Source organism: Streptomyces sp. NPDC048001 (assembly GCF_043203115.1).
Lineage (GTDB): Bacteria > Actinomycetota > Actinomycetes > Streptomycetales > Streptomycetaceae > Streptomyces > Streptomyces sanyensis.
The window spans coordinates 419,821-432,495 of sequence record NZ_JBIDBN010000005.1 but is presented as its reverse complement, the minus strand read 5'-3'; the positions used below and the strand labels follow the sequence as shown (position 1 = coordinate 432,495).

Here is a 12,675-nt window from a genome sequence, read left to right as displayed (position 1 = left end):
GCAAGACGCTCGACTGGGATACCCCAGCCGAGCGTCTACGTGATCTACTCACCACCTGAAACCAAGTGGTGTTGCGACGACCCCTTGAACCCAAGCAGGGGCCGTGGGGCGCAGGGGCCGTCCGGTGCCGCGGCCGGGTGTGCGGTGCGGCGGCGGCCGCCCGGTGCGGCGTCAGCCGAGGACGAGCAGGGTCGCCAGCGCCGGGCCGAGGGCGCCGCCCAGTTGGTAGCACAGGACGCACAGGCCGATCGCCGCGGGCCGATGCCCCGCGGAGGCGTCCCCGGCCGCGCTCACGGACAGCAGGGCGTTGCCGCCGGTGGCCGCGAGGATCGCGGCGGCGGCGCTCAGCAGGAGCAGCGGCGCCGATGCGGCCAGCGCCGCGGTGAGCGGGGCGAGCACGGCGAGGACGGCGAGGACGGCCATGGCCCTGCGGGTCCCCATCCGCCCGGAGCCGGCGGCGAGCAGCCAGGCCAGGGCCGATCCGGTGAGCATGGCGGTCAGTTGTCCCGTGCCGACGGCGTCCGGGCTCCACCCCGTCCGCTGTTCGAGCAACCGGGGGAGGCTGTAGAGCTGGGCGAAGTAGGAGGTCGAGACCGCGCAGGCGGCGAGCGCGGACCCGACGAAGGCGCGCGAGGCCAGAAGGGCGGCGGGGACGAACCCGTCGGGCCGGCGCCGGACGTGGAGCGCCAGGCACACGGCGGTGGCCAGGGCTGCCGCGGCGGCCGCCGAGGGCACGATCGGCAGCAGGCAGAGCGCCGTCGCCAGCGCCGCCACGAGTACCGCGCCCGCGGCGTCGAAGGAGGCGGCTCCGGCGGAGGGGTGGCGGGGTGGCAGCCGCCGCCGCACGGCGGCGACCGCGAGGAGGGCGAGGGCGGACAGGGCCAGGGCCGCGCGCCAGGAGCCCGCCCAGGTGAGCCGGGCTCCGAGCAGCGGTCCGCAGGCCGCGCAGATGCCGAAGCCGGCGGTGAGCACGCCCGTTCTCCGCGGGGAACCGGCGAGGTTCATGGCGACGGCGGCGAGCCCCGCCCCGCCCGCGCCCTGGAGTGCCCGCCCTCCCAGGAGCACCGGGAGCGAGGGGGCGAGGACGACGAGCGCGGTGCCGCAGCCGACCGCCGCGGCACCCGCGGCGAGCCCCCTCCGGGGCCCCTGATGCCGGATCAGGCCCGTGAACAGCGGTGTTCCGACGGTCATGGCCCAGGCGAAGACCGTGACGAGCCAGGTCGCGGAGGCCGCCGGCACCCCGAGGGAGCCGCCCAGGCGCTCCAGGATCAGCACGGGCGCGTTCCCGCCGAGCGCGACGGGGGTGGCCAGCAGGGCGAGCCACGGCGCCGGAACGGGCGGCCGGGACGGCGCCGGGGGCCCGGTGCCGCTCGGCGGTGCAGGGGTCGGCGGGGAGAGGCGGCGGTCGGACATGGGGCCCCCGAAGGACGGCGAGGCGGACGGGAGACCCATCCGTTCAACTTTGAGAATTTCAACGTTGAGATAAACACCGGAATCCTTCAGCGTCAAGTCTTTCAACGTTGAGATATCCTTCGGGGGTCGCCGAGGACCGAAGGAGCACGATGAGCACCGACGCGGTGGACGAGATCGTGGGGCAGTGGACCGCCGAGCGCCCCGAACTGGCCGACCGGCTGTGGCCGGTCCAGGTCCTCGGCAGGCTCCAGCGGCTCGGGGCCGCACTGGAGAAGGAGTTCCGGGCCTTCGCCGCCGAGCGCGAGCTCGAACTCGGCGAGGTCGACCTCCTCACCACGCTCCAGCGCTCCGGCCCCCCGTACCAGCTGACCGCGGGAGCCTTCCGCAAGGCGGCCATGGTGACCTCGGGGGCCATCACCAACCGGATCGACCGGATGGAGGCCAAGGGGCTGGTCGAACGGGTGCGGGACGCCGGGGACCGGCGCACGGTGCAGGTGAGGCTGACCGCACGCGGGCACGAGGTCACGCTCGCCTACGTCGGCGCGCACCTGGCGAACGAGGCCCGGCTGCTGGAGGTCCTCGGGGAGGAGGACTCCGAGGAGCTCGCCGGTCTGCTGCGGCGCCTCCTGGTGTCCCTCGGGGACACCTCCGTCACCTGAGCGGGCACCGCTCCCGGGCGTGCTCCCGCCACGCCCCCGGAACGCCGGCCTCCGGCCCGGCTTCCCTGCCTGCCGCCCCGGGGACCCGAGGCGGCAGGCAGGGCGGGGCAGCGACTACCGGGCGCCCACGCGGACGTCGTCCAGGGCCCAGTACCAGTTGTTGCGGCCGGTGTAGTGGAAGTGGAAGGCGACCGTCGAGGCCCCGGCGGGGACGTCCAGCGTCAGCGACTCGGGCCGGGAGACCGCGTCCGCGGTGTACTCGCGGACCACGGACGGAGTGCCGCCGTTGAAGGAGGCGAGGACCCGGGCGGTCTGGCCGGACTCCTGCCGGTAGTGGGTCGTGTAGTCGAGGGTCACCCGGGAGGCGCCCGCCACGTTGTGCGCCGGGGTCACCAGTGTCGAGTCGAAGCGGCCGGAGTTGGCCTTGTCGTCCCACTCGTCGGAGTCCGCCACCGCGAAGACGCCGCGGGAGCGGACGTTCAGCTCCCGCCACTGGTCGCGGTGGGTGCGGCTCCAGAACTCGTCCGTCGTGAAGGACCAGCCGCGCCACTCGGCGACCCCGCCGGTCCCCATGGCGTTGTCGGCCACCGACCACCCGGCGGGCGGGGTGTGGGTGTGGCCGAGGACACCGGCCGGGATGCCGGTCTCGTCCACGCGGCCGGCCAGGGAGCCGACCAGGCTGTCGAAGGGGTCGGCGCTGCGCTGCTGGAGCGGTCGGCCGTCCAGGCCCCAGGACGGGTCGGGGTCGATGCCGAGCTGGTGGAAGACGGTGGCGGCGACGTCCACGAGGCGGGTGTCGTGGGGCCGGGCCCCGGCCTCGATACCGGGGCCGGTGGCCAGCACGAAGGTCATGCGCTCCGGGATGCTGCTGCCCCCGTGGCCGCCCCGGTCCACATGACCGTGGTCGGTGCAGACGATCACCGTCCAGCGCTCGTCGGCACGGGTGGGACGGGCCTCGACGGCGTCCAGCATCCGGCCGAGCTGACGGTCCTGCACAGCCAGGGCCTGGAGGAACCGGCTGCCGGTGCCGGAGGCGTGGGCGACGACGTCGGTATTGCCGAGGTAGACGAAGGCCACGTCCGGGTTCCGGTCGCGCAGGACCGCCTCGGTGGTGGCGGTGATCGTCTCGTCGTGCGCCACGTAACCGTCGCGGTCACCGTCCAGCACGAGCGCGGCGTCCGCACCGGCCGTGACCGTGCCGTAGGTGTCCAGCGGCTTCCAGTCGACGGCCGCGAAGAGGGAGAGCTGCGGCCGGACCTGGTGCAGGCGGGCCAGGAAGCCGGGATAGCGGCCGTAGTCGCGTCCGGCGAAGGAGTTGTCCCGGACTCCGTGCTTGTCGGGCCACACCCCGGTGGAGATCGTCGACCAACCGGGCCCGGAGGAGGTGGCGGCCATGGGGCCGGAGTAGAGGAGGGAGGCGCCGAAGGTACCGGCGGCGCGCATCGCACGCAGCCGGGGCGTGTCGGCGGCGTCGATCAGGTCGTGGCGCACGCCGTCCATGCCGACGACCAGGACCTTGTCCCTGCTGGTGCCGTCGGGGAGGTCCGGGACGGCGGCGGTGGCGGCGCGGGCCGCCGGTGATGCCAGGCCCGTCGCGGTCAGGGCGGCCGTGGCGGCGGTGGCGGCGAGCACGGTGCGGCGGGGTACTCCGGACGTCGGCATGGGGGTCCTCTCGACACTCGGGGATGAAGCTGTCTGGACAACTCGTGCGGTGCGGAGCGGAGTCATGGTTCCGCCGGCATGCGGCGGGACCGGGTACGGCGGATGAACTCCCGGTGGGAACAGGCCCGGTGGGAACAGACGTGGAGGGAACAGGCGCGGATCCGGTCGGCGCCCCGGGTCAGCCCGATGCCGCAGAGGGAGGCACCCCGGCCCTCCTGCCCTCTTCCGAAGGGCACGACTCCACGGCCGCGTTCACGGGCGTGCCGGGCGTGGGCCGCGGAGGGCCGCGCGACGAGGGGCGGGCGGCCCCGGGCGCGGAGCCCCGCGGGGATCGCGGGATGCCGCCCCCGGAGCGGGCCCGAAGCACGTCCGCCGCCGGCTCCGGGGATGTGAGTTCGCTCACCGGACACGCCGTCGCACCGAGCGGCCGGAGCTGACGCTGCATCAGACTCCGTCACGCCCCGTCTGGCCGAGATCCGAGGGCGCACCCGGCCCGCACCCCCTCCCCCGAGGGGCGCTCCGGCACGCTCCGACCCGCCGCAGGCCCGGTGGGACAGCGGGTCGGGGCGGCCGGGGGCATCCGCCCCGGCAGGGGTGCGGACGGCTCGCGACAGGGGCGGCGAAGTGTCCGAAACTATCGGCTCAGTGCATGTGCCACCGCAATCACGGAGGTCGGCGGACCAAGAGTTCCCTATCGCTTAGTGATCCGTATACCGGGACAGGTCCATACCAATACCCGTCAGTGTGTGATCATGAGCGCCGCCAGGTGAACCAGGTACACAGCGTCGTGTGCTGGACATTTCGATCCACGCTCGACTGGAGAGCCCTTATGGCATTGACAGGGGAAGCCCTGCTCGATTCCGCGGAAGACCTTCCCGGCGGCACGGCCGCCACCGGGACCACGACCCGGGCGACGACCGTCCGCACGGCGGAGCAGGCGTTGCCGAACGCACATCGCGAACCACTCCACGACACCGTCGTCGTGATCCCGGCCCGGAACGAGGAGGCCGAGGTCCTCGGCTCCCTGGAGTCCCTGGCCGCCCAGACGCAGCGGCCCGACCTGATCCTGGTCGTGGTCAACAACTCGACGGACGGCACCGAGCGGATCGCCCGCGAGTTCGCCGAGCGCCCCGGCGCTCCGCGGACCCGGGTGCTGTCCCTGCCCAGCAACCCCCACAAGAAGGCCGGGGCGCTCAACCACGGCCTCGCCCGCCTCGCCGAGGAGGGCGGGAACCTGACCGGAGCCGCCCGCTACGTCCTCGTCATGGACGCCGACACCTCGCTGCACCCCCGCTTCCTCCAGCGGGCCAGGATGGTCCTGGAGTCCGACCCGCAACTGGGCGGCGTGAGCGCCACCTGCTACGGCCGCAGCGGGCTGTGGCGGACCCCCTGGCAGCGCTACCTCGCGGGCATGCAGATCATCGAGTACGGGCGGTACGCCCACACCCGCTCCCGCAGCGGCCTGCACACGATGGCGGGCGCCGGGTCGTTCTACCGCTCGGCGGCCCTGCAGCACCTCATCGACGCCCGCGGCGAGGTGTTCTGGCAGCACAGCGGCAACCTGGTCGAGGACTACGAGACCACGCTGTCGCTGAAGGAGGCCGGCTGGCGGGTGACGGCCAACCAGTACTGCGTCGCCTACACCGACCTGATGCCCGCCCTGGGCGACCTGGTGCGCCAGCGGGAGCGGTGGGTGCGCGGCACGCTGGACATCATGCGCCAGCGCGGCTGGACGCGGCACACGCGGCTGTCGATCGTCCAGTACGTCCTCGGGCTGCTCGGCTTCGCCTACAGCCTCGGCTGGGTCGCCGTCTGGGCGGCGCAGTCGGTCGCCCAGGGGCAGCCCGCCGGGGACCCGCTCTGGCTGCTGCTCCTGCTGGCCTGGTCGCTGTTCTCCGCGGTCCGGGTGGCGCCCCTGGGCTGGAAGGCCATGCTGGTGTGCGCGCTGCTCCTGCCGGAGCTGGTCTTCCAGTTCATCCGCACCTACTGGATGGGCACCTCCCTGTGGCGCTCCTACACCTCGGGGGCCGCGACATGGGCCTGACCCGGACCCTCTCCGAACTGGGGCCCCTCGGGCTGGTCTTCCTCGGTATCAGCCTGGCGATCCTGCTGTTCAGCGTCGCCTGCTACCTGGCCTCCTTCGCCCGCAGGCGGCGCGACGCCCGCGCCGTGCACGAGCGCGCGGGTCGGCCGCCCGCCGTGTTCCCCTCCCGCGAGCCCTCGCCGCGGTGAGACCCGCCCCGGACGGGGCGGGGGCGAGCCCCGGCCCCGTCCGGCGCCCGGTCGAAGGCCCCGGGTCGGCCACCGCCGAAACATCCGGTCCTGACCGGCCTTGGCGGATCGGGTGAACTGTGCTCGAACCCCTGGGTGAGCACGTCCCCCTGTGCTAGCGTCCTGGCCGCGATCTCACCCCAACAGGTGCAGGAACAGCGGTCGTTGACACACGGGGGCAGGGCATGGACGCAACATCGGCACCCGCACCGGCACCCGAACGCCTGCTGCACGACGCGGTGGTCGTCGTCCCGGGCATCATGGGCAGCACGCTGCGGGACGCGGAGACGGACACCCCGTTATGGGGCGTGGGAAGCATCCTCGGGTACTCCGCGCGCCTGCACGCCGACCGGCTGCGCGCGCTGCGGGTCACCGAGGCCGAACGCGGCGGGGCGCTCCGGGTCGAGGCCACCGGACTGCTGGGCGTCGCGGACTGGCTCCCGGGCCTCGGCGGGGCCCAGCCGTACGGCGAACTGCTCTCCCGGCTCCGCCGCGAGGCCCTGGACCGGGCCGCCGTGACCGCCTTCCCCTACGACTGGCGGCTGTCGGTGGAGCACAACGGCGCCCTGCTCGCCGCCGCCGTCCGCGAGCACCTCGCCGCCTGGCGCGCCCACGGCGCCCACCGCCGCCATCTGTCCGAGCACCCCGAGGCCGGTCCGGCCAAGGCCGTCGTCGTCGCCCACTCCATGGGCGGGCTGCTCGCCCGCGAGGTGGTGCGGGACGAGGAGGCGGCCGCCGAGGTCCGCACGGTCATGACCGTGGGCACCCCCTTCGGCGGCTCGGTGAAGGCCGCCGTGATGCTCAACTCGGGCCGCGGCGCGCCGCTCGGCCTGCCGCCCGCCGTCCTGCGCGAGGTGACCCCGACCATGCCGGGGCTCTACGACCTCCTGCCCGGCTACCGCTGCCGCGAGGAGGACGGGGACATGCGCGCTCCCGGGGTGGAGGACATCGTGGCCCTGGGCGGCCGCCGCGAGCTCGCCGAGGCCAGCGCCGCCTGGCGGTCGAGCCGCTCCGGCACACTGCTGCCGGACCATGTGATGGTCGTCGGCATCGGCCAGCGCACCTGGCAGAGCTACCGCATGCAGGGCACGGCCGCCGTCGCCCAGCGGTACATGCTCCGGCGCGACGGCGAGCGCCCCCTGCTGGACGGCGACGGCAGGCCGCGGTGCGAGGACCGCACCGGGGACGGCACCGTCTACCAGTTCGCCGCGCATCTGCCGGGCTCCGGCGCACGGCCCGTGCACGTGTACCAGGAGCACAGCGCCCTGGTCCGCAGCGCCTCGGTCGTCGACCTGGCCCGCGGCCTGCTGCGCGGGCTGCGCCACACCGACGGGCTCGGGGCGATGCTCGGCGGGGAGGGCTTCGGGCTGCACGTGCCCGAATGGGTCGCCGAGGACCAGCCGTTCACGGTCGAGGTGAGCGGTCTGGACCACGGTGCCGCGGACCCGGAGTGCGTGGTCCGGGAGGTCGGCGGCCTGGAGAGGGTCGGCCACCCGGGGCTGAGACCGGTACGCGGCACCCGGTCCTCCTGGTCGGCGCTCCACCGCACCGAAGGGCCCGGGCTGTACGAGGTGGAGGTGCGCGGCGGGGCGGAGCCCTTGCGCCGCCTGGTGGCGGTCCTCGCGGCGGGACCCGGCTGACGCGATGAGCCCGGAGTCCACGCCCCGCCCCGGGGCGTCCGCCCCGCCACCGCACCCGCGGCCGGGGACGGTCCCGCACCCCGCCGCCCCGCCCGGCGCGCCGTCCTCCGACGCCCGCGCCCGTCCCCTCCCGGCCCAGGACGACGGCGAGATCGCCGTCCCGGCTCAGGACGACGGCGAGATCGCCGACGCCTTCGACGTCCACGCCCTTCCGGTGGGACCGGTGCGCTGCTACCCGGAGGTGGACACCCGGGGCGAGGCGGACCGGGTCACCGCCGTGCTGCGCCGCCTGGGCGGACGGCCCGCGCCCGGCCCCGGCGGCCGCCCCGCGACGGGCGTGCTGGGCTCGCTGTCCGAGGCGGACGACGCCCTGGCCCGCTGGGCCGGCGAGTACGGCGACCGGGCGGCGCGCCCCTCGGTCCTGCTCTGGATCGGCCACGGGGTCGCGCAGCGGTCCGGTCCGGCGCTGCTGGTCCCCGCGGGCGCGGGCCGCCGGGACGACGCCCGGGTGACCCCGGACCTGGTCGCCCACCACCTCCACCGCGAACAGCAGCTCCGCGACACCGAGGAGGGCCACTGGGCCGTCGTCGTGATCGAGGCCTGCAATGCGGCCGGCTTCGCCAAGGAACTCAACGCCCGCCTCCTCACCCGGGACCTCTCGCCCTGCTCCCTGCTGCTGGTGGGCTCGGGCAGGCCCGCGGCGCAGGGCTACCTGGGAGCCTTCCGGGCGGCGCTGGAGGGCTATCTGGACGAGGTGACCTGCCGCGACGAGGTGTTCAGCCTCCGGGACCTGCAGTGCCGGCTGAAGGGCCGCGAGGTCTGGGCGGAGATCATCGGGGAGGAGACCGCGCGGGAGCTGCGGTTGCGGCTGCGCGACCGGGTCCCCCTCGCCGGCGCCGTCACGGTGGCCGAACAGCGCCGCCTGCAGGCGGAGTTCGACGGAGCGCCGGTGCGCTCGGCCTTCGAGCACGCCGCCGTCGGGCCCGGCTTCCTGGAGGTGGTCCCGGACTTCACCGGCCGCACGGCCGCCCTGGACGCCGTCTCCGCGTGGTACGCCGACCCGGGCGCACCCCCGGTGCTCGTCGTCACCGGCCCGCCCGGGACGGGCAAGTCGGCCCTGCTCGGCGAGGTGCTGCACCGCTTCGCCGCCACGGCCCGCAGCTCCCCGGACCGGGCCCGGATCGGCGCGGTGCTGCGCCTGACCGGGAGCACCCCGGAGGACGTGTCCGGCCAGCTCGCCCGGGCGCTCGGCGCCCCGCTCCCCCGCGCCGCGGAGCCCTCCACGGCGGAGCCCTCCACCGCGGGCCCGGCCCCGGGGGAGGTCGAGCGGGAGGGGCTGCGGCGCCGCCTCGCCGACCGCGCCGCGCCGGCCGCGCCGGCCCTGGTCCTGGCCGACGCCCTGGACGAGGCCCGCGACCCGGTGCGGGTGGGCGCGCTGCTGAGGGAACTCACCGAAGCGGCGGGCGTCCGGCTGGTCGTGGGCACCCGCCCCAGGCCCTACGGGGACGAGGGCACCGGCGGGGCCCGGCTGGACCTGCGGACCGTCCTCGGCTCCACCACCGGCCGGGCCCGCGTCCTCGAACTGGCAGCCGACCCCGACGCGGCGGCGGACTACGCCGCCGACGGCGTGCGCCGCATCCTCGGGGAGCACCCGGTGCAGGACGCGGCCCGGGCGGAGGCCGCCGTCGGGCGGGTGCGCCGGGCGGTCCACTCGCATGTCGCGGGCGGGTCCTGGCAGTTCCTCCAGGCGGCCCTGGCCGTGCGGGAGCTGGCGGAGCGCCCTGGGCTCCTCGCGGGGGACGAAGCCTCCGCGGCCGGGCTGGAGCGGCTCCTGGCCAGGGACCGCACCGGGCTCTTCGGCGCCGCGCTCGACCGCATCACGACGGGCCTGCCCGCCGCCCGGCCGCTGCTGGCCGCCCTCGCGCTCGGGCAGGGCCGCGGGCTGCCGCGCGCCGACGGCGTGTGGGTGCAGGCGGCGGCGGGCATCGCGGGCGGGACCGACACCCCCGGCAACGAGGACGCCTCGCTCCTGCTGAGCCGGGCCGCGGCCCATGTGCTGCTGGACGGGGAGGACCGGCGCAGCGTCTACCGGCTCGGCCACCGCACCTACGCCGAGCAGCTCCAGGCGGCCACCACGGCGGAGGAGCGCCTGGGCATGCTGGCCGCGCTGCTGGAGCTGGCGGACCGCCAGTGCGCGGCCGGGCAGCCCGTCAGCCCTCATCTGCGGACCCGGCTCGCCCAGTACGCCGCAGACTGCGGCGCGCCGGGCTGGAGGGCGCTCGCCGGGCGCCCCTCGGTGCTGGACCGGCTTCCCGTGGCCGCCCTCGGCGCCCTGGCGCTGGCCCCGGGCGGGCAGCGGGGCGTGGCGGCGGCCGCCGAACTCCCCGCGGAGCTGCTGGGCACCGTCGCCTCGGCGCACCTGATCGACCGGGCGGGCCCCGGCGACCGGCCCGGGCTGCGCCAGCTGGGCGGGCTGCGGGCCACCGGCCGGCTGCACCCGGCCGGGTCCGGGGCCGCCTGGGAGGTGTGCTGGGGGCGGCTGCGTCCCGTGCCCCCGCACCTGGCCCTCGACACCCCGGACGGCGGGGTGTCGGCGCTCGCCGCCCGGCCCTCGGCGCCGTGGCTGGCCACCGGCTCGCTGGACGGCACGGTGGTGGTCTGGACCCCGTGGACCGCGCACCGGCCCGCGCTGCTGCTGCGCGGCCACGACCGCCCGGTGACCGCGCTGGCCGCCCACGGCGGGCCGGAGGGACCGGGTGTGCTGCTCGCGGCCTACGACGACCGCACCCTGCACCGGTGGGACACCGGTGCCCCCGAGTGCGCGCCGACGGCCCTCGCCTCCGCGGAGGCGGTCCGGGTGCTGGTCGCCCTGCCCGACGGCAGCGGGCGCTTCGCCGCCGCCGGGGACCGCGGCCACCTCGCCCTGCTGGGCCCCGGTCCGGGCGCGGTGCGGGCGGTTCCCGGCCCGGCGGACTCGGACGTGGTCGGCCTGGTCCCGCTGCCCGCACCGGGCGGCGGGCAGTGGCTGGCCGCCGCCCACCGGTCGGGCGAGCTCGAACTGTGGGACGTGACCGGGCCGGAGGCGTCCCGGGTGGCCTCGGTGCGCACCCGGGTGCCGCTGGCGGCGCTCGCCGCCGTCACGGACGCCTCCGGGGTCCTCTGCCTGGCCACGGCCACGTCGGACGAGGGCGCCGGCGAGGTGCGGCTGTGGCGCGTCGACGAGGCGGCGGGCCGGGTGGCGCTGCTGTCCTCGGGCGCTCCCGTGCCGGCCGCGGGGGCCCCCGGCGGCCGGGTGCTGGCCACGCTGCCGATGCCGGGGGGCGACGCCCTGCTCGTCGCAGGAAGGGGGAGCCCCCTGGTGCTCCTCCGTCCCGGCGGCCCCGGCCGGACGGTGGGCTGGGGCGGGCCGGGCGGCGCCACCGCCGTCGCGGTCCTGGCCGGTCCCGGCGGAGGGCACGTGGTGGCGACGGCGGCACTGCGCGACCCGCGGGTCCGGCTGTGGACCCCGGGACCGCGGGACGGCACCGCCTCCGGCCATCCCGCCGGGGCGCCGCGCGTCACGGCGCTCGCCCGGTGGTTCGCCCCGGACGGCACGGAGGCCGTGGTCGTGGCCGAGGAGGGCGGTGCGGCGGGCGCGCCGGGGCTGCGCGTCCTGCGCGCGGCGGACGGCCGGGCGGCCCCGCCCGGGGCGCGACCGCCGTCCCCCCGGGCGGGGGCGGACCCGGCGGTGCCGGGGCCGGTGGCCGCCCGGCACCGGGCGCGGGTGATGGGCTGGGTGGAGCTGGAGGGCGCGGGCTGCGCGGGGCGGTGGGCCAGCCTCGGCCGCGAGGGCGACCTGAGGCTGTGGCAGGGGCGCTCCGGAGGCGGCTTCGAGGAGCTGCGCCGCGTCCCCCTCGGGTCGCCGGGGGTCGGTCTGGCGGCGCTGCGCGGCGGACGGCTGGCCGTCGCGGTGGAGGACGGGGTGGCCGTCCTCTCCACGGTTCCCGTGGGCGCGGGGGCACGGGAGGGCAGGGGAGGCGGAGCGACGGACGGCTGAGGGCATCGCCGCGGAGGAGCTGAGGAGGGCGCCGAGGCCTCGGGCGGCCGTTCACGGGGAGGAAGGCGGTCCGGCCCCGCTCGCCGGATGGCGGAGGGGGCCGTCGGGGCGGGCGGGAGCGTCTGGTGTCGCGCCGCTGCGGGCCCGAGCGACACCGGAGTGCTGCCGCGCCTCCTCGTCACGCCGGTGGCGGGCCGGGGCGCGAGGTCCCACGGACCGCGGCAGCCGGGGTGCCGGGCCAGCCGGGCCCGCCACCGGTCGGGGGACGGGCAGGTTCGGCCCTTCGCACCGGGTCGTGTGCCCGGCGACCCGGCGGGGCGGCGGGCCGCTCCGGGCAGTGTCCCGCCGTAAGACCCCCTCGGCGGCCGCACCCCTGGTCCTCGGTCCCCGGCCTGTAAGACCCTCTCGGCGGCTGCGCCCCTTGTCCCCTATATAGGGGACAAGGGGCCGCGCCCCTCCGGACGGCCCCACGGTAAGAACACGGTTTCGAAGCGCTGCGGGGCGGCGGGTTCTCCGCGGCTCGGGCCACCGCTAGAGTGTGCGAACGCGCAGAGCGGCGCGGGGGCCGGTCCGGTATGGCCGGACGGCGCCGGTGGCGGGCTTCGCGCCCGCCGTACCGCACGTCCCCGGAGGTTCCGCAGCATGACCGCTGCCCTGCCGCTCCCGCGACCTCCCCCGCACCGGCGGGACCACCTGCTCCGCACCCCCTCCCACGGCCCCCGCCCCGGCACGGTTCCCGCGGGTGCGGAATCCGTCGCGAACCGCCGGGAGACCTGGCCGAATCATCGCGGTTCCGCCCGCGCCCGCCGTGTCCCGCGGGCGGCCCCTGACGCTCCGCTGTCACCGACGCCGCCGCCCCCGCAGCCGTCCGGACACCCGCCGCAAAAGACCGCGGAGTCCGCCGCAACGGCCTCACCGGCGGAAACACGGGGTGCGACGCCTAGACCACTCAGGATCAAGTGTCCGATACATGGATCCATCTGTTCATATAACG

7 protein-coding genes are annotated in these 12,675 nt (G+C 76.7%); 5 read left to right on the top strand and 2 right to left on the bottom strand.

Features of this window, described 5'->3' with window-relative positions; genetic code table 11:
- Nucleotides 1-171: 171 nt before the first annotated feature.
- A complete protein-coding gene (locus ACGF15_RS12265) occupies nucleotides 172-1,452 on the bottom strand; it encodes an MFS transporter (RefSeq protein ID WP_392798275.1) in 1,281 nt (426 codons plus the stop codon).
- 110 nt (nucleotides 1,453-1,562) lie between these two features.
- Here ACGF15_RS12265 and ACGF15_RS12260 point away from each other — a divergent pair, with 110 nt between their 5' ends.
- On the top strand, nucleotides 1,563-2,072 hold the full coding sequence (locus ACGF15_RS12260; protein WP_345609509.1) for a MarR family winged helix-turn-helix transcriptional regulator: 510 nt from the start codon (nucleotides 1,563-1,565) through the stop codon (nucleotides 2,070-2,072).
- A 114-nt stretch (nucleotides 2,073-2,186) separates the two neighbouring features.
- On the opposite strand, the gene ACGF15_RS12255 is transcribed toward ACGF15_RS12260, so the two are convergent.
- Complete coding sequence (locus ACGF15_RS12255; RefSeq protein WP_392798272.1) at nucleotides 2,187-3,734, bottom strand: alkaline phosphatase family protein; 1,548 nt, start codon at nucleotides 3,732-3,734, stop codon at nucleotides 2,187-2,189.
- An 829-nt stretch (nucleotides 3,735-4,563) separates the two neighbouring features.
- Between ACGF15_RS12255 and ACGF15_RS12250 the strand changes: the two genes are divergently transcribed.
- The 4 genes from ACGF15_RS12250 to ACGF15_RS12235 all read left to right on the top strand — a co-directional run bounded on the left by ACGF15_RS12250 (nucleotide 4,564) and on the right by ACGF15_RS12235 (nucleotide 11,681).
- Nucleotides 4,564-5,778, top strand: coding sequence for a glycosyltransferase family 2 protein (locus tag ACGF15_RS12250; protein WP_345609513.1), 1,215 nt, complete (start codon nucleotides 4,564-4,566; stop codon nucleotides 5,776-5,778).
- Entirely contained in the window at nucleotides 5,769-5,966 is a 198-nt protein-coding gene (locus tag ACGF15_RS12245) for a hypothetical protein (RefSeq protein WP_345609515.1), read from the top strand. The genes ACGF15_RS12250 and ACGF15_RS12245 overlap by 10 nt, the downstream gene beginning before the upstream one ends.
- Before the next feature lie 224 nt (nucleotides 5,967-6,190).
- Nucleotides 6,191-7,645: an esterase/lipase family protein gene (locus ACGF15_RS12240; RefSeq protein ID WP_392798269.1), complete on the top strand. Its 1,455-nt coding sequence runs from the start codon at nucleotides 6,191-6,193 to the stop codon at nucleotides 7,643-7,645.
- A gap of 4 nt (nucleotides 7,646-7,649) precedes the next feature.
- Nucleotides 7,650-11,681 carry an AAA family ATPase gene (locus ACGF15_RS12235; protein ID WP_392798266.1) on the top strand — a complete coding sequence of 1,344 codons (4,032 nt, stop codon included), beginning with the start codon at nucleotides 7,650-7,652 and terminating at the stop codon, nucleotides 11,679-11,681.
- The last annotated feature ends 994 nt before the right edge of the window (nucleotides 11,682-12,675 follow it).